13 protein-coding genes are annotated in these 16,844 nt (G+C 66.0%); 6 read left to right on the forward strand and 7 right to left on the reverse strand.

Going from position 1 to position 16,844, the window contains the following annotated elements; genetic code table 11:
• Positions 1-2: 2 nt before the first annotated feature.
• Genes FRC98_RS06750 through FRC98_RS06765 form a run of 4 tightly spaced genes read right to left on the reverse strand, consistent with a single transcriptional unit; the run spans position 3 to position 6,077 of the window.
• Positions 3-4,028, reverse strand: coding sequence for an ATP-binding protein (locus FRC98_RS06750; protein ID WP_146980511.1), 4,026 nt, complete (start codon positions 4,026-4,028; stop codon positions 3-5).
• Positions 4,025-4,564 carry a hypothetical protein gene (locus tag FRC98_RS06755; protein ID WP_146980512.1) on the reverse strand — a complete coding sequence of 180 codons (540 nt, stop codon included), beginning with the start codon at positions 4,562-4,564 and terminating at the stop codon, positions 4,025-4,027. Before FRC98_RS06755 ends, FRC98_RS06750 begins: the two co-directional genes overlap by 4 nt.
• Complete coding sequence (locus tag FRC98_RS06760; protein ID WP_146980513.1) at positions 4,561-5,487, reverse strand: RsmB/NOP family class I SAM-dependent RNA methyltransferase; 927 nt, start codon at positions 5,485-5,487, stop codon at positions 4,561-4,563. Before FRC98_RS06760 ends, FRC98_RS06755 begins: the two co-directional genes overlap by 4 nt.
• On the reverse strand, positions 5,484-6,077 hold the full coding sequence (locus tag FRC98_RS06765) for a Maf family protein (protein WP_146980514.1): 594 nt from the start codon (positions 6,075-6,077) through the stop codon (positions 5,484-5,486). The genes FRC98_RS06760 and FRC98_RS06765 overlap by 4 nt, the downstream gene beginning before the upstream one ends.
• A gap of 108 nt (positions 6,078-6,185) precedes the next feature.
• On the opposite strand from FRC98_RS06765, the gene FRC98_RS06770 reads away from it, so the two are divergent.
• A complete protein-coding gene (locus FRC98_RS06770; RefSeq protein WP_230467355.1) occupies positions 6,186-6,473 on the forward strand; it encodes a YbeD family protein in 288 nt (95 codons plus the stop codon).
• A gap of 11 nt (positions 6,474-6,484) precedes the next feature.
• Here the strand turns inward: FRC98_RS06770 and FRC98_RS06775 are convergent, their stop codons facing one another.
• From FRC98_RS06775 to FRC98_RS22165, 3 genes are all read right to left on the reverse strand, one after another.
• Positions 6,485-7,642: a PEGA domain-containing protein gene (locus tag FRC98_RS06775; protein ID WP_146980516.1), complete on the reverse strand. Its 1,158-nt coding sequence runs from the start codon at positions 7,640-7,642 to the stop codon at positions 6,485-6,487.
• 40 nt (positions 7,643-7,682) lie between these two features.
• The gene (locus FRC98_RS06780; RefSeq protein ID WP_146980517.1) at positions 7,683-9,590 is read right to left on the reverse strand and encodes a serine/threonine-protein kinase; all 1,908 of its coding nucleotides are present in this window, start codon (positions 9,588-9,590) and stop codon (positions 7,683-7,685) included.
• Between the two features lie 163 nt (positions 9,591-9,753).
• The gene (locus FRC98_RS22165) at positions 9,754-12,654 is read right to left on the reverse strand and encodes a thrombospondin type 3 repeat-containing protein (protein WP_146980518.1); all 2,901 of its coding nucleotides are present in this window, start codon (positions 12,652-12,654) and stop codon (positions 9,754-9,756) included.
• A gap of 375 nt (positions 12,655-13,029) precedes the next feature.
• On the opposite strand from FRC98_RS22165, the gene FRC98_RS06790 reads away from it, so the two are divergent.
• From FRC98_RS06790 to FRC98_RS06810, 5 genes are all read left to right on the forward strand, one after another.
• Complete coding sequence (locus FRC98_RS06790) at positions 13,030-13,374, forward strand: hypothetical protein (protein WP_146980519.1); 345 nt, start codon at positions 13,030-13,032, stop codon at positions 13,372-13,374.
• A 78-nt stretch (positions 13,375-13,452) separates the two neighbouring features.
• Positions 13,453-14,280: an MBL fold metallo-hydrolase gene (locus tag FRC98_RS06795; protein WP_230467356.1), complete on the forward strand. Its 828-nt coding sequence runs from the start codon at positions 13,453-13,455 to the stop codon at positions 14,278-14,280.
• Positions 14,281-14,299: 19 nt separating this feature from the next.
• Positions 14,300-14,863, forward strand: coding sequence for a peroxiredoxin family protein (locus FRC98_RS06800; protein ID WP_230467357.1), 564 nt, complete (start codon positions 14,300-14,302; stop codon positions 14,861-14,863).
• Positions 14,860-15,921, forward strand: a complete 1,062-nt coding sequence (locus FRC98_RS06805) for a hypothetical protein (RefSeq protein WP_146980522.1) — start codon at positions 14,860-14,862, stop codon at positions 15,919-15,921. The genes FRC98_RS06800 and FRC98_RS06805 overlap by 4 nt, the downstream gene beginning before the upstream one ends.
• A gap of 142 nt (positions 15,922-16,063) precedes the next feature.
• Positions 16,064-16,843 carry an MlaE family ABC transporter permease gene (locus FRC98_RS06810; protein ID WP_146980523.1) on the forward strand — a complete coding sequence of 260 codons (780 nt, stop codon included), beginning with the start codon at positions 16,064-16,066 and terminating at the stop codon, positions 16,841-16,843.
• Position 16,844 lies beyond the last annotated feature (1 nt).

The raw sequence follows: 16,844 nt of genomic DNA on the forward strand, positions 1-16,844 counted from the left end.
GCTCAGGCGGGGTCGGCTTTGAGCACGGCGTGCGCGCGGGGGACCGGCCAGCCTTCGAGGACCAGGGGGAGGTAGAAGTGGTGGGTGGTGGCGAGCGCGCGGGCAGACTCCAGGATCTGGCGGGCTTCGGGGCGCTCCTGACGGGTGAGGATCAGGCCGAGGGCTTCCTGGTTGAGGGTCTGGCTGAGCACGCTCTGGGAGGAGGCGCAGAGCTCGATGGCCTGGCGCGTCAGGCGGGCGGCGCGGGAGTATTGCTCGCGCAGCAGGGCCAGGCGGGCGCGCAGGCGCAGCAACGCGGCGCGCTCAGAGAGTCCGAGGTCGTCTTGATAGCTGGCGAGCCGACGGATGGTCCGGTGGAGGCGGTTGAGGGTGGCGGAGAGTGCGTCTTGCTGGAGGGTGCGCTGGCGCTCGGCCTCACTGGCCAGGGCATGTGCCAGCGCCCGGTTAAGGGCAAACTCCACCCGCGGTAGCGTCAGGAAGTCGCGATCGAAGACCTGGTCGCGGAGAAGATCGAGGTGGGCGATCACAAGCTCGGGGCGTCCCAATGCGAGGTCGATGGTGGCGCGGCGGGCGGTGACCTCCAGGAAGAGCAGGCTGTTGGGCGTGCGCTCGGCGAGCTCGCTTGCCGGGCTCAGCGCGAGGGCGGCCTCGGCGATGTCACCCCGGGCGATGAGGAGGTCGGCGCGGGAGAGCGCGATGTGCGCGCTGGCGGCGCGATCGTGGCGCAGGCGATGGGTGAGGTTGTCGACGACGGGCATCACCTCATGAAGTTGGCCGAGCTCAATGCCAACGCGGATGATGTGGCTGAGCCAGCGGGTCGCAAAGATCGCGTCATCGACGCCGACTTTCTGAAGCGTGGAGATGGACTTATGCAGCAGCTCGCGCGCCTCGGCCCAGCGGCCACGGTGTGCGGCGAGCAAGCCCTGCAGTTCGAGGGCGCGGGCGCGACAGCCCGGGTCGTCGAAACGATCTGAGAGTGTCAAACTCTGATCGAGCCAGCGGTCCACCGGGGTGGTGGGATCGATGAGCAGGGGGAGCAGCGGCGCGCTGACCATTTGCAGTCGGTCGCGGGCAAGCCAGGGGCCGTAGTTATGCACGGTGGCCAGGCGGGCGAAGTGGGTGGTGAGGCGATCATGGCGAGCGCTGAGCAAAAGGTGCGACGCCTCGCTGGCTCGCCAGAGCAGCCGGGCGGTCTCAACGGTACGCTCGGGCGGTCGTTGATCGCGGGCCACCGCGGTGGCGTCGGACCATCGCGCCAGGCCTACGGCCAGGCGACGGCGCCAGGCGCGAAGTCCGGCGCGCAGGCGACCACGGCGGTACGCGCTGCCGACCTCTTGCAGGGCGTCATCGAGGGTGTCGATGGCCTCATCGGGGTGTCCGGAGGCCAGGAGTGCTTCCATCCATTGACGGCGAATCGCCAGGCGATCCTGGATGGAACCACTGGCGAGCAGCGGGCGAAGTTGGTCGCGGGCCTGGTCGGTGCGAGCCAGGGCGATGGCCGCCTCGAAGAGAGCGCGGTGGATCTCGTCACGGCGGGGGGAGTCTTTGGGTTCGTGAGCGTCGATCAGCTGCCAGAGTTCCAGGGCGCGCTCCCAGGCGAAGCGGCTCTGGGCGCTGTGGGCGACCTTGAAGGCGACTTCCACCGACTCGCGTTGTCGACCGGCGCGCCGCAGGTAATCGAGACGTCGAGCGTCGCTGCCGGTTTTGGATTCGCGCAGCGCGTCGGCGATCAGCCCGCAGAGGCGCGCGTGGTGGTCGCGGCCCAGCTCGTCGAGCACGAAGTTGCGGGCGCGGTCGTGAATGATCGCGTAGGCCGCGTCCTGGTGTTCGCCGGCGCGGGCGCGCGACTGGCGAGCCAGGCGTCGATGAAGGAGGGTCGCAATGACCGCCTCGCCACCCTGAGCGCTCATGGCGCTGGCTCCCAGCTCTCGCCCCATGGCCAGGCCCAGGGTGTGGGCGGTCAGGGGGGAGGAGGCAACGGCGAGCAGCTGAAGGCCCAGGCGTTCAGGGCGGGTCAGCTGGGCGACGCGCCGACGGATAAAGGTCGTGAGGAGTTCGTCGACGGCCACCGGTTCGGCAGCTTCGAGTTCCTCGGAGGCCTCGGTGGGGGCCTGCTCAAACTCGTAGATGAGCTCGTCAATAAGCCGGGGGTGGAGGTTGCCACGGCGCAGGATCAGCTGCTTGCTGCGAAGGGAGAGGTTGGCGGCGTTGGCCAGCACGTACTCCCGGGCCTCTTCTTTGGAGAAACCGTGAATCTCGACGCGGTGCAGGGCGATGGGAGAGGTCGCAAGTTCGCCAAAGAAGGGGTGATTGGCGTGGTCTTTGCCGGGGCCAGTAAGAATGCTGGTGACCATGAAGACGCGCATGCCGCGGGGATCGTTGGTCAGGTCGGCGAGGAGCGCGGAGGTGTCCAGCCCGGCAAAGTGGGTGTCTTCGAGCGCGATGAGGACGGGGCGTTGTTCGCTGAGCTCCACGAGCACGCGGCGCAGCGCGTCGATGGCCGAGCGCCGGCCGACCTCCGGGCAGGCTTCGCCGCGATCGTAGAGCGCCGGGAAGATGCGAGCGGCCTGAAGGCGGGCGGTCTCCATGCGCTGGCGCGACTTCTCGGGGAGGCGCGCGATGATGCCGGCGAGCTGCTCGGCGATTTCGTCCCAACCCTGGTAGGCGCCGGTGTCGCGGTGGAAACAGCGTCCGCGCAGCACGATCCAGCCCAGCTGGGATGCCCAGTGGGCCAGGGCATCGATCAGCGCGGTCTTGCCGGTGCCCTGGGGGCCTTCGACGACGCTTAAGCCCAGGCGGCGCTCCTGGGCGCAGAGGCTGGCGCGCTCGGTGAGCTGATCGAAGATCTCACGACGGCCGTAGAGCACCTCGCGGTCTTCGACGACGGTAGCCGGGATGGTGACCGAGCGGTTCTCGTCGGTGGAGAGGAGGTCGAGGACCTCGTTGAGCGAGGGGCGGCGTTGAGGCTCGCTGGCGAGCAGGCCATGGATGAGGTTGACCCAGGCGGCCGGGCAGTGCGGGGCGACCTCCGAGAGGAAGATACGCTCGCGGCGTGGGCGGGGGCCTTCGTCACCCTCGATGACGCGCTGGCAGGCGTCGAAGGGTTTGCCGGCCAGGGCCTCAAAAAAGATCACGCCCAGCGCGTAGAGGTCGGCCGCCGGGCTGAACTCGCCACGGCGAAGCTCCGGGGCGCTGTAGCAGGAGCGAAGATCGCCGGAGCCCGGGCGCTCCAGGTGGGGGTGCAGCCCGAAGTCGGTCAGGCGTACCTGGCCGGCGTCGTTGATCAGGATGTTGGTGGGCTTGAGCCCGCCGTGAACCTTGCGAAAACGGTGGAGGTACTCCAGCGCCGCGACGATCTGGGGGCCGATGGCCTGGATGCGCAGGATGATCAGGTCGAGGGCGCGATCGGCGGCCTCGGAGTCTTCGAGCAAGGACTCGGGGATCTCCAGGGTGTTGGGGCGGTCGGCGGCGATCTCTTCGGGGACGGATTCTTCGCCCTCGGAGGAGGGCTCGTCGAGGGCGGGGGGAAGATCGTCTTCGTCGAGGGTGGAGGGAAGCTCAATGGTGGGAAGATCGTCTTCATCGAGCGCGGCAGCCGGGGCTTCGGTGGAGGCGTCCGGGGAGGTGCTGGCGCTTAAGATCGCCTGTTCGGCCTCGGTGATGGGGCGCAGCAGGTAGGCATCGAGCGGCATTCCGTCGACGTAGTCGCGCATCAGCCGGGTGACCTGTTCGCCGCGGAAGATCTCGCGGTAGCGGGCCAGGTTGGGATGATCGAGGCGCGTGAGGCTGTCGAAGTGGCGCGCGAACTCGTCGGGGTCGCGCACCCGAGCAAAGGTCAGCTTCTTGAGGACAAAGCGCTCCGGGCGCGGCATCTCGCCGCTGACCTCTGCGGACTCCCCCTCGGCCAGGCGCATGCGCAGCACCTCGAAGGACTCGCCAAGCTCACCGGTGCCGATAAGGCGGACCTGTTCGAGCGACTCGTCTGTGCGGGGCGCATCCTGAAGATCGTGGGGGGCGTCGGTGCTCATTCAACCTCGCCGAAGGCCGAGCGGGTCACGTCCTGGGACCACGCTTTGGGGAAGAAGCTCTGGACCTCGCGCTCGCCAGGGTCGGTGCTGCGCAAGAACCCGACGCCGAGGCCGTGGCCGCGGTGGCGAATGAGGACGTAGCCGCGCGAGGTGCACGCGCCGACCTGATCGTCGCTGAGCGTGAAGGTCTTGCGGGTGAGGTAGGCGTCGCATTGCTCGGCGCTGGTGTCGATGACGTTGATGCGGGCGTAGCGAGCGAAGGTCATCGCCGCCGGCGTGGTGAGTTTGGGCACCACCATATCATCGCGCATAAAGGAGAGGCCGACCGAGTCGGGGCGCGGCTCGGTGGGAAGATGGTGATCGCGGTGAACGACGCTGACGATGCGTTTGTTGGCGCGAATAAACACCAGATCTTCGAGATGGGCCGGGTCGATGCCAAAGCGCTCCTCGAGGATCGTGAGGAAAGGGGTGGCGTCGATGGCCGGCGTTGCCAGGGTGGCCAGCGCCTCGGTGAGTTTTGAAGGGATCGCGCTCATGAACGGGCCCCTTTTTGAAGGAGCGCTACAAAGAAGCCGCCGCTGTCGTTGTGATGGGGATAGACACGCATGGCGTTTTTGAGCCGGGGATCGAAGGATTCTCCCTGCCACTCTATCAGACCCGGAGCGCTATGAAAGCCCGGGATGCGTGTGGGAAGGACGTCGAAGTCGCCAAGCTCCGGGTCGTTGAGGCAGGCGTGGATGACGGCCTCGTTTTCTTCCGGGGCGTAGGTGCAGGTGGCGTAGGCGATCAGGCCGCCGGGGCGGCAGAGATCGAGGGCGCGCTTGAGGATGGCCTGCTGGACGCGGCTCATACGGCTGAGTTCGGCGGGGCGGGCGGCGCCCACGCGCGGGTTTTTGCGGGAGGTACCCTCGCAGGAGCAGGGGACATCGGCCAGGATGCGGTCGAAGCTCCCGAGGTCGGCCGGGAGGTTGGCCGCGTCGTGGCAGATGAGCGAGGCGTTGAAGACGCCCAGGCGGTCGAGCACCCGGCTGACGGCGCGCATGCGTCGGTAGTCGCGGTCGTTGGCGATGAGCGTGCCGGTGTTTTGCATCGCGACGGCGATCTGCGCCGTTTTGTTGCCCGGTGCCGCGCAGGTGTCGAGGAGGCGCTCGCCAGGCTGCGGATCGAGCACGGTCACCGGCAGGAGTGAGACTTCTTCCTGCACGTGGTAGAGCCCGGCGGCGTACTCAAAACGGGTGCCCGGACTCAACGCAGGGTCGAGCAGGTAGGTGCCCGGACGCCAGCTTCGCGGCTGGAAGTCGATGCCGTGGGAGCCAAAGGATGCTTCGAGTTCGGCCGGTGTGATCTTCAGATCGTTGGCCCACACGCAGAGGGGGAGGGGCCTTGCGAGCGCGGCCTCAAAGGCCTCGAAGTCATCGATGATGTCGCGGTAGCGCGAGAAGTCGGGGATGGCGTTCATAGCTTCTCAAGGTAGCCGGCCTGGTCGAGCAGCGACCAGACGCGGGTCAGGGGCAGGCCGATGATGGCGGTGAAGTCGTCGCCACGGGCGGCCTCAAAGAGGCGGATGCCGCCGGCTTCAATGCGGTAGGAGCCGGCGCAGAAGAGCGGTTGGTCGGCCTCGACGTAGGCGCGGGCCTGGGGCTCGGTGAGCGGTCGCATGACCATCTCGAAGGCACACTCCGAGGCCAGCTCTGCGCCGTCGGGGGTGCGCAGCGCGATCGCCGTGATCAACCGGTGGGTCTTTCCCTGCAACGCCATCAGCTGGGCCACGGCGCGCTCGGCGGTGGCGGGTTTTTGAAAGATCTGCTGATCGAGGGCGATGACCTGATCGGCGCCCAGCACATAGGCGTCCGGGTAGTCTTCAGCCACTCGTCGCGCTTTATGCAGGGCCAGGCGCGCGGCCATCGTCGCGGGGGCCTCATCGGGAATGCGCGCCTCGTCGATGTGCGCGGCGCAGGCCTCAAAGGGAAGGCCCAGGCGCTGCAGAAGTTCGATCTTGTAGGCCGACTCGGTGGCCAAAATCAGCGTGTGGGGAGAGGAATGTGCCATGGGATGTTTGACCGAAGGTGGCGTGTTAGACCATCAGAACGTACGTGCGTCCGGCATCGTTCCGCCGGCGAGCTGAGCTATCTAAATCAGGAAAAAAGGAGGAGCGCCGTGAGCGATCCACAGACGATGATCGACCGACTCAACGCCATGCACACCTTTCCGGGGCCATTTCTATTTAAGGTCATTGGCGAGAATGAGCCGACCTTTGTGAGCCGGGTGGTGCAGGCGGCCGTCAACGCGATCGGTGGTGAGGCCGAGCTGGACATCGAGACCCGCGAGAGCGGCAAGGGCAACCACGTGGCGGTGACGCTCTCGGCACAGGTGCAGGACCCGCAGATGGTGCTCGAAGTCTACGAGCTTTTGCGGGCCGTGCAGGGCGTGCGTTTTATGATGTGAGCAGGAGGGGATCAGTCGAGCAGCTCGACGGGCGCATCGGAGCGCCGGGGGGCGGGCTCTTCGGAGGGGGCGATCTCCTCTTCGCTGCCCGAGGAGAGCACGTCCCAGGCGTAAAGACCTCCGCCGGCCAGCAGAGAGACGGCCGCGCCGATCCAAAGGCCGTTGGCGGTGCGTTGCTGGGAGATGCCGGTGTCGAGAAGTTCGCGATTGACGCCGCCGAAGGTGTTTTGCTGCTGCTCAAGCGCGTCATAGGTCGCGCTGGCCTGCATGCCCACGATGGCGGCGGCTGCGCCCAGCGCAACGCCCACTCCGCCCAGGCCCAGCGCCGCACTCTGCCGAGGGTTGGAGAAGATGCCTCCCTGGTCCATCGCCGAGGCGGGGATGAAGAGGGTGAGGGTCTCATCGGCCGGGATCTCGACGCTCTCCGAAAAGTCGGCGCCGCCGCCGCGGATGGCGAAGGCGGTGGTGCCCGCCTCAACCTCAACGGGGCGTTGCAGGGGAAGGGCGTAGCTCTGGCCGCCGACCACAAGCGCGGCGCCGGAGAGGTCACTCTGGACCATCAGCCGGCCGGTCTGCATGGTGGCGCGCAGGGTCATGGCGAGCTCTTCGCGCTGGCGAGCTTCCAGGGTGATGATCTGGCGGGCCTGATCGAAGTCGGGGAGGCTGGCCACCAGGGTGTAGGTGCCCGGCGCAAGGTCGAGCTCGCAGGGGGCGTTGCAGCGCTCCTCGGTCTCTTCGACGAGGATGGTGGCGCCCTCGGGGGAGGTCGTCACGTTGAGGGTCGCCATCGACGCGGCGATGGCCTGCTGGATCTCAATGACCGTGTCGGCGACCTCGCCGGCGTTGGGAGCACCCGGGAGTTCGGAGAGGTAGCGCTGGAAGTAGGCCTCGGCCTCAGTGAGTATGCCCGCCAGACGGTAGGCCTGGCCGACGTTGTAGAGCAGCTCGGAGCGTCCGGAGAGCTCGTAGGACTCTAAGAAGGCCTCGGCCGCCTTTTCAAACTCGTCGTTATCGTAGAAGGCGCGTCCTTCCATGAAGCGCTCGCGGGCCTGCTCCAGCGTGTCTTGAGCAAAGGCCGGGGCCGGAAGCGCCAGCGAGAGCGAGAGAGGCAACGCGCAGGCAACGAGCAGCCCTTTGAAGGTGCGGGTATGTGAAGACGAGGTAGCCATAGAGTTCTCAGCCTTGAGGGCTTTGCAAAGACGCGGAAGATTAAAACGCGAAGGGGTCGATGATGTCGTCGCGCTCGGGTTCGGGCTCAGGCTCGGGGGCCTTCTCTTTCTTCTTTTTGGGGCGAGGCGGCGGATCGCGCTGAGGCTCGGGCTCGGGTTCAGGCTCCGGCTCGACCTGCGGTTCGGGTTCGACCTCGCGCCGCCGCTCCTTTCGCCGGGGCTGAGGCTCGGGCTCGGGTTCAGGCTCCGGATCGTTGGCCGCGGCAACTTCGTCGGAAGATGCCTCGTCGCCGGCGTCGCTGAGGGCGGTCAGCTCTAGATCGACGTCGTTGTCTTCGCGGGGGGCATAGCGAAAGCCGACCTCCTCGTAACCCTCGAGTTTGAGCTCGTAGAGCGAGGTCTCATCGGAGACGGGGAGCTCCAGTGTAATCGGGGTGATGCCGATGAGTTCGCCATCCTGGAAGACGCGGGCCCCCTCCGGGATGGTGGTCATGCGCAGGGTCGCGATCGCTTCGGGAGCGACTGCTTCCGGGGAAGTTTCGGGGGTGTTTTCGGTCGCCGCGCTGTCGTCGGCGCGCACGATGGCGTCGGCGGGGATGGCGCTGCGCGGGTCGGGGGCCTGCGATTCCTGTCCGCCGTTCATGACGACGAGCACCAGCAAGATCACGACCACAAGACTCATCACGGCGGCGGCGATGGCTGCCGGAGGGATCTTTTTGCCCGCCTTTGCCGGGGCTGCCTGCGCCGGCGCTGCCGGGCCGCCGGCGGCGGGGAACTCCCCGGTGTCGGCGGCGCTGGTGGTCGCGCGCATCGGCTGCGAGAAGCCCGCCTGGGCCTGGTGGGCGGCCATCTGTGCGTGGAAGGCCGGCGCGCCCACGTCGACGGTGTCGCGTTCATCTTCGGCGCCGGCCGCCACCGAGGGGTCGGCTGAGGCGTGCTGGCCGGTGTTCAGGGAGACGCCGGCCGGGGTGTGCGGCGCGATCATGCCCGGGCCGCTGGCCGGACGCGCTTCTTCGGCTCCTGGCGAGAAGTTCTCGTCGATGAAGCGGCTGAGGCGGTTGACGGTGTAGCCCGGCGCAACCTGGTGGAGCGCCCGATCGAGATCTTGCTTTGCGGAGTAGCCGTCCTGGTAGCGCTTGTCGGGATCGCGCTCCAGCAACTTCATCACGACTTGATCGACGACCTCGGGCACCTGCGGGTTGAGGATGCGCGGAGGGGTGATCTCCTTGGACATGATGTTGTTGTAGATCTGAAACTCATTGTCGCCTTCAAAGGGCAGGCGATTGGTGAGCATCTTGTAGATGATAATACCGGCGGCGAAGAGGTCGGCGCGGCCGTCGATGTCGCTGGTGTTGGCCTGCTCGGGCGCCATGTAGAGGAGCTTGCCTTTGATGACGCCGTGCTGGGTGTGGCTCTCTTTGACAGCGGCCTTGGCCACGCCGAAGTCGATGATTTTGACGTCGCCCGCGTAGCTTAAGAGCACGTTGTGGGGGCTGACGTCGCGGTGCACGATCTTGAGCGGGTTGCCCTGCTCGTCGGTCTTGGAGTGGGCGACGTGCAGGCCGGCGCAGATGCTCGAGCCGATGTAGACGGCGTGGGGCACCGGCACGGTCTGGCCGCGGCGGGCCATGCCCTTGATGATGTGGGCCAGGTCGACGCCGTGGATGTACTCCATGGCGATGTAATAGGTGTCGTCGATGCATCCCAGGTCGTAGACCTGCGCGATGTTGAAGTGGTTGATGCTGACGATGATGTTGGCCTCGTCGATGAGCATCGTGATGAACTCATCGTTTTCGGCCAGGTGAGGCAGGATCTTTTTGATGGCGACGGTTTTTTCAAATCCGCCGATGCCCGGCATGGTTGCCCGATAGATCTCGGCCATGCCGCCGCGCGCCACCAGCTGGTGCAGCGTGTAGGGGCCGAACTTTTGGGGGAACTTAGCAGCCATAAACGGACCATCCCTTTGCGCGGTGACCGAACCTGGAGAGCGCTCCCTTTAAAGCGGCCAGCTTATGCCGGTCGGCCGGCGGGAGAACCCTCGCTGCTTCTTACCACAGGGGCGGCGTGGGGCCAAAGGCAGCGAGGGCGCGATCGGGCGCATCGAAGCGCCCTTAAGGGGCGAGTTGCAGCTCGACGACCGGGTCGTCGAAGGCCCCGGCGGGTAGATAGCGCAGTTTGGGGAGCAAGGCGTTGGGGGAGTTGACCCAGAGCATCGCGGGGTTGTCATCGCCACTGGCGGCGAAGACGAGCTGTCGGGGGGACGTGCGGTTGATGCTCGCGGCGTTGATATCTTCAAAACGCCCGGGCAGCGTCACAGGCCCGAAGGTATACGAGAAGTAGGTGCCGCTGAAGCTGAACTCACCGACGACCGTTGCGCCCTCATCGTCCTGCCAGGTTGTGACGAAGCGCGAGGCGCTGGCCGGGTGATGCAGGCCCTGTGCGCCGGCCGGGATGGCGTTGAGCAGCACAGGTTGAGGCGACTCCGCGCTCAGGTCGATGCCGTAGGTCAGCGCGCACTCGCGGCAGTCGCTGTCGTAGGCGTTGAAGATCAGGATGCTCCCGCTCTGCGAGGACTCCCAGATGTGGTCGATGCCCGAGAAGACGGTGGTCACGTCCACGTCCGGGTCGATGCGGATCTGGGAGATGCGCCAGCGGCCGGTGTCACCAAACGCCTGCTGGGTGGCGACGTAGCTGCCGGGGGCGTCGACACCATCTTCGACAATGTTGATCGAGCGCAATGCGGCGCCGACATTTCGCTCAAAGAGGAAGGTGTCGTTGACCAGATCGTAGACCCCGAAGGACTCGGTCTGGCCGGGGGCGTCGGTCAGAAAGCTCACGAAGCGGCCGCTGGGGCTGACGCGCAGACCGTGGGGGTTGATGGTGGCAGGGATGTCCAGCGCTGCTGCAGCCGAGGCGTCGGCCGTGGGAGCGCGGTGCAGGGTGCGGGTGCCGTCATCGCCTTCAGTCATGAAGATGATCTCGCGTGCCGACGGGGTGTCCAGGGGCAGGAAGGGGTTGGAGTCGAGTCCGCGCTCGCTGCCGTCGGGCGATCCGTCGGCATCGGCGTCGCCGGTCCAGGTGTTTTTGAGGCCGTTGTTCGACGAGTCCCGGGGGAAGGGATCGTAGCGGTCGGCGATGCCATCACCGTCGGTGTCAGGGTCATCGCCGTCGGGGGTGCCGTCGTTATCGGCGTCCATCGACATGTCGATGGTCTGCGGGTCGGCGCCATCTTCGCCGGGGATGATGAGCACATCGGAGCCGTTGATGATGCGGTCGCCGTCGATGTCGTCGTCGCACACATCACCAAATCCGTTGCCGTCGAGGTCCAGCTGATCGGCGTTGGCGCTGGTGGGGCAGTTGTCGAGGAGGTCGCCCACGCCGTCTTCGTCGGCATCGATCGCCGCGGTGATCGGGTGGCAGCTGAAGTAGAGCTCGCGCACCTCAATCTGGTCCGGCGCATCTTCGGGGCGGCCCACGACGCCCAGCCCTAGCGCGCGGGGCAGGACGTAAACCTGCACGCCGGTCAGCCCCTCAAAGAGCTCGGGGATGTCGTAGTCCGCCCGACGCTGGAAGCTCGACCCGTTGATCTTCGCGGCGCGGCCGTTGTTGCGATCGAAGATGTAGAGCTGGTCGGCAGCTGCCGGGAAGGCGATGGGATCGAAGTTCGAGATGTCTTCGGCGAGGTCTTCCTCGCCGACCACCGGAACGGCCGGCCAGGTGGAGGGGATCGTGGTGCGAGTGACCGATGAGGTGCCGCCGTTCGGGGAGATCCCGGCCGTGCTCACCTCGCGCGTAGCGCTGTCGAATTGGGCGATCACCGCACGATCGTAAGGCGTGGGGATCACCTGGTAAGGCGCGCTGGCGTCGAGGTCGGAGACCGAGCCCGTGAGGCTCACGCGACCATCGCGCTGGATTTGAAGGAGGAAAAGAGAGCTGCTGTCCGGGGTGGTGCCCAGGCCGACGACAACGCCAGAGGGCATCATCATTGCGCTCATTGTGCTGAGGTTGGCGCCGAAGGGCGTCTCCGGGCCGAAGGCGCCATCGGGCATCACCGTGAGCCAGCTGCCGGACTTGCGATCCGAGAGGGGGCTGTGGCCCGGGCTGATCAGCGTGTAGCGCCCGCCGACCTGGGTCACCGAGCGGGAGACGCCCGCGTAAGCAAGGTCGGCGTACTCGCTCCAGGTGCTCGCTGCGCGGTCGAGCACGGCTGCGGTCGAGGCACGGGTCGGATCGTCGCTGTTGCTCAGCAGGACAAGCTGACGATCGTAGATCGCCTGCGGCACGCTGAGTTGGCCCGGGGGCAGGGCGACGCGCGGGTAGATGATCAGGCCGTCTGTAGCGTCGGGGTGACAGGTGGGCTCGTCGCTGCAGGCGTCGCCCAGCCCGTCGCCGTTGCTGTCGAGCTGGGTCGGGTTGACGTCATCAGGACAGTTGTCGATGGCGTCGGTGACGCCGTCATCGTCGCTGTCGACAAGGCAGGCGCGATCGAGTCGGACGTCGCTGTTGCCGGCGGCCAGGCCAGATTGCTGCAGGTACACACAGCTCAAATCGTCGCGGCCCACATTGTGGGCGTCGCAGCTCTGGCGATCATCGCACGAGGGCACGCAGAGGTTCTCGGCGCCGACCTCCGAGCAGAAGAACCCTGTGGAGCAGGCATCTTCGTCGCTGAAATCGCAGGGCGTCAGGCAAACGTTGCTGCGGCAGACCCCATTGCCGGCGCACTCATCGTCGCTCGCGCAGACGCTTCCCGGCTCGCCATCGCCCGGGGGCACGTCAGTGTCGCCACCGTCGGGATCTTCGGCGTCGATGTCGCTGTCGCTGTCGACATCCGCGCCGACGTCGGTGCCGGTGTCTCCGGGGAGGTCGGTGTCGTCGAGCAGGCCGGTTTCACCCGCGGTGAAGCCGTCGAAATCCATCATGCAGCCGGTCGATGTGCTGCACAGAAGAAGGAGGGCGAGCGCGGTCAGGCCGGGAGCCTGGCGAGCGCGTCGGAGCGTCGAGACGTTCTTCATGGTAGGCCGGGAGTGGGGTGCTCGAACGGGGCTTGAGCGCGTGTGAGCGCGCCCCGCGCGGGCGTTTATGGAGTCGGGGAGACGTTAACACAACGCAAAAAAACTTTGCAACTAAGTCCCTCTTTACCGGCCACCGAAGCGGGGGTCTGGGACCCCGACGCAAAAGGTTGCGAATTCTAGCGATAACAGGGTGTGGTCGGGGCGGTGGCCCTCGTGTGCGCTGTGCTGGCCAGGGGAGACTGCAAGAAGTTCAATCTTATCAAGGGGAAAGCGATGCGAGGTGTGATGCGTAGGATCTGGGGAGGGCACCGTCGGGATCGTCGACCGAAAGCGGTTGTCCTGAGTGCTGCGGCGCAAACGCGGAGGGCGGAGCTTGTGATCTGGTTCTCACCGGGCAGCGAGCGGCCGCCGGGGAGAGTGGGGGATTTATGGTGGCATCGGCCGCTGAGCCTTGACGAGTTGGCGCTCGTGCTGCGTTTTGTGGCGCGCGACGTTCCCACGCCCGAGGTTCATTGCGTGATGTGGCATCCTTCGCGATGGGCACCTTCGCCGCGAGGGCTGGCGGCGGCCCTGGCCGCGGGGCTGGGAGGGCGCGAGGGCGTCGCGCTCACGCTTGTGGCGCGGGAAGGTTGGGGGCGCTGGTATGCGAGCCTCAAACGCGAACTTCATCGCGCGGGGGTTGCCGTGGAAGATGCTCGTGACCAAAACACGGACGAGTGAGAAGCCTCGATAGAAGCGGGCCCGGCGCGTGAATAGGCGCGGGAAATGCCTGGCGGACCTCCAATCAGGGAGATGATGATGACGGTACGGATTGAGACGATCGCAAGCACTGTGAGCGACAACTACTTCTACGCGTTGGCCGACAGCCACGGGCGCGCGGCGTTGATCGACCCGGTGGATGTCGACGCGGCGGTCGCGCGGATCCGCGAGCTGGGGTGGGATCTGCAGTGGGTGATCAATACCCACTGGCACCCCGACCATGTGGCCGGCAATGCGGGAGTGCTAAAGGCGTTTCCCGAGGCTCAGGTGGTCGGGCCTGCGGGTGACCGCGCGCGCATCGACGGGCAGTTTTCCTCCACGCCTCGCGGCGGGGTCGAGGTTGAGATGCGGGGCGGCGAAACGCTACGCGTGGGCGAGCTCGAGTTGCAGGTTCTCGATACGCCCGGACACACCGAAGGGCATGTGAGCCTTCTGATCGACGAGCACCTCTTCAGCGGGGATGTGATCTTCTCCGGAGGGGCCGGCCACTGCCGCGCCGGCGGCGACCTGGGTACTCATTTTGCGACCTTTCATGAGGTGCTCGGGACGCTGCCCGATGCCACGCTCTTTTACCCGGGGCATGACTACACGGAGCGAAACTGTGAGTTCATTCTCTCGATTGAGCCGGAACATCGCGAGGCGAAGGCGGTGTTAGAGCAGGCGAAGGCTCTTAAGCCCCGCGAGCGCTTCGTCAGCACGCTGGGCGTGGAGCGGTCTTATAACCCCTTTATGCGACTTGCGGATCCGGGCTTGCGTCAGGCGCTTTCGTCGCGCTACGGGGAGGCGATTGAGGCTGCCCGGGCGCAGTCCGACGATGAAGACGAGGCGGTGTTTCGCTGCCTGCGCGCGTTGCGCGACCGCTGGTAACCCCCATGAGCAGGACCCCATGTTCGACCGACAATTACGATGGATCATTGTGGCAGCGCTCGTGGCGCTGATCGCCGGAGTGGGCGGCTCATCGTGGTATTTTTATCGCGATCCGGGCCTTGTGGACGCGGTGGTGGCCCTGGAAGGTCAGTGGGTCGACCGGGCCGCGCCGGGCTTTGAGCTGCCCGACCGCCAGGGGCAGATGCACAACCTCTCGCGCTATCAGGGGCAGGTCGTCTTTTTGAACTTCTGGGCGAGTTTTTGTGAGCCCTGCCGAAAAGAGATGCCCTCGATGGAGGCGCTGGTGCGCCAGTACCGCGACCAGGGCATGGTGATGGTGGCGGTAAGCCTCGACGCGGAATGGGGCGAGGTGGACGGGTTTATGCAGGAATTTCTGCCCGGCCAGCGCAGCGCGATGACGGTGCTGCTGGACTCCGAGAATCAGGTCAGTCGCCTCTACGGCACCGAGATGATCCCGGAGACCTACATCATCGATCGCGACGGCACGGTCATCGCCCGCTTCGTCGGCGATTACGACTGGACTCGCCCCGAAGTTCGCCAGCTCATTGAGGCCCTGTTATGAGCAGCGCTTCCACGACGCTTATGATGTGCGGGATGCTGGTGATGGCCTTATGCCCGGCGGTGAGCGCGGAGGAGCCGGCGCGGCTGACCGAGCAGTCCGAGCTTGACGCGATCTGCGCGTACAGCGCACCGCAGATGCCGCAGGATGCCACGCTTAAGGAGGCGGCTGCCGAGGAGCTCCAGACCGAGGCCGCCGACCCTGGCGAGGCGCGCGGGGAAGGGCGCTGCCCGGACGAGGCGCATACCCACTATTATCAGGAGCGGCGCGAGATTGTGCACCGGCTCTATGAGCTCGACATCTACGGGGTCGATGCGTCGTCGCTGGGCTATGATCGGGTCAGCGGGCTGCTCAGCGTGAGTGGTTTTCGCTACCACCCGGTGGTTGGCGCGAGCGATACGCTGCGTTTTCGCAACGAATGCGTGCTCTACTTCGAGGTTGACGAGGATCAGGTTGAGGACGTGATGACACGCGCGGCGATGGGGGAGGTGTTTCTGCGCGTGGAGGTGTTGCTGGCCGCCCATGACGACTATGAGCGGGCGTTCTGTGGCGAGGGTGAAGAGGGGCAGCGCGTGGTGGAGGGCGATCTTCTGCGTGCCGAGCTGGTCGACGCCAGCGAGGGTGTGCTGGCCACCTACCGCACCGAATTTGGTCACCAGTGGCATCTTCAGCAGCGCGCGCTGGCCAGCGCCGGGCAGGCGCGTGGTGAGCGCGCCGCGCCGGAGGTAGAGGTCAGTGACCTGATGTGGTGGGCCGATGAGGCCCCGCTGGAAGATGAGACCACCGCGCAAGAAGACGCCACCTGGCGAGGGCGTGTGGAGCGTGCAGTTTACCCCTGCTACGTGCGTGCGCTTGCCGAGAACCGCTCACTCCAGGGGGCGGTGGTGCTGAAGATGGCTCTTGATGGCTCGGAGCAGGGAGCGCAGGTGCTGCTCGACACCCTGCAGCGACCCACGCTTCAGGGTTGCATCCGCGAGCGTGTCGGGGAGCTGGCCGCGCGTGAGGATCTTCCCGCCGAGGCCGATGCCCTCAAGGTGACGGTGCTGATGCGGCGACGCTGACATCGCCGTGCGCGCTCAAGCCAGGGCGGTTGGAAGTGACCACGACACCCGCGCTGTGGTAAGCCCTCCCTGATAGTTCGCTTTACGATGGTGTTGGTAAGGGGCGCTCGCTAAGGGGCTCTCCACGATGTGAAAGAGCGCGATGCTGAAGCGCGGTATTGAAAGAGTGGGGGAGAAGGTCATCGGGGCGATCGAAGAGATCGGTCAGCTGACGACGATGCTGGTCTCGGCCGTCGTGTGGATGTTTCGACCACCATTTCGTGTGCGCGTCGTTTTTCAGAGCTTTGAGTCGGTGGGGGTGGGGAGCCTCTTTATCGTGCTGCTCACCGGTCTTTTTGCGGGGCTGGTGCTGGCGTACCAGTCCGATATGGCGTTTCGGATGTTTAATGCCGAGACGTTGGTGGGGGCGACCGTTGCGATCAGTCTTCTGCGCGAGCTCGGGCCGGTGTTTACCGGGCTGATGGTCGCCGGCCGCACCGGCAGCGCGATGACCACCGAGCTTGGTACGATGCGGGTGACCGAGCAGATCGACGCGATGGCGGTGATGGCCGTCAACCCCATTCAGTACCTGGTGATGCCGCGCATTCTCGCCACCACGCTGATGGTGCCGGTGCTCAACATGCTCTTTAACTTCGTGGGCATCGGCGCGGCGTATTTGCTGTCGGTGGAGGTGATGAACTCCGACCCGGGGATCTTCCTGCACCACATCACGCGCTTTATCACCGCTCAGGATTTTCTGTTCAGCACCATCAAGGCGGCGAGCTTCGGGCTGATCATCGGGCTTGTGGGGTGTTACAAGGGGTTCTACGCCTCGGGTGGGGCCAAGGGTGTGGGTGAGGCGACGACCTCGTCGGTGGTGACCAGCAGTATTTCTATTTTGCTGGTAGACTACGCGTTGACCGTGTCGATGTGGTCACTTTGAA

Origin of the sequence: Lujinxingia vulgaris (genome assembly GCF_007997015.1) — a bacterium.
GTDB classification, from domain to species: domain Bacteria; phylum Myxococcota_A; class Bradymonadia; order Bradymonadales; family Bradymonadaceae; genus Lujinxingia; species Lujinxingia vulgaris.

Bases quoted from the DNA above. Each gene is read 5' to 3' on its own strand.
- FRC98_RS06750 (WP_146980511.1), bottom strand. From the start codon at position 4,028: ATGAGCACCGACGCCCCCCACGATCTTCAGGATGCGCCCCGCACAGAC.
- FRC98_RS06755 (WP_146980512.1), bottom strand. From the start codon at position 4,564: ATGAGCGCGATCCCTTCAAAACTCACCGAGGCGCTGGCCACCCTGGCA.
- FRC98_RS06760 (WP_146980513.1), bottom strand. From the start codon at position 5,487: ATGAACGCCATCCCCGACTTCTCGCGCTACCGCGACATCATCGATGAC.
- FRC98_RS06765 (WP_146980514.1), bottom strand. From the start codon at position 6,077: ATGGCACATTCCTCTCCCCACACGCTGATTTTGGCCACCGAGTCGGCC.
- FRC98_RS06775 (WP_146980516.1), bottom strand. From the start codon at position 7,642: ATGGCTACCTCGTCTTCACATACCCGCACCTTCAAAGGGCTGCTCGTT.
- FRC98_RS06780 (WP_146980517.1), bottom strand. From the start codon at position 9,590: ATGGCTGCTAAGTTCCCCCAAAAGTTCGGCCCCTACACGCTGCACCAG.
- FRC98_RS22165 (WP_146980518.1), bottom strand. From the start codon at position 12,654: ATGAAGAACGTCTCGACGCTCCGACGCGCTCGCCAGGCTCCCGGCCTG.
- FRC98_RS06795 (WP_230467356.1), top strand. From the start codon at position 13,453: ATGACGGTACGGATTGAGACGATCGCAAGCACTGTGAGCGACAACTAC.
- FRC98_RS06800 (WP_230467357.1), top strand. From the start codon at position 14,300: ATGTTCGACCGACAATTACGATGGATCATTGTGGCAGCGCTCGTGGCG.
- FRC98_RS06805 (WP_146980522.1), top strand. From the start codon at position 14,860: ATGAGCAGCGCTTCCACGACGCTTATGATGTGCGGGATGCTGGTGATG.
- FRC98_RS06810 (WP_146980523.1), top strand. From the start codon at position 16,064: ATGCTGAAGCGCGGTATTGAAAGAGTGGGGGAGAAGGTCATCGGGGCG.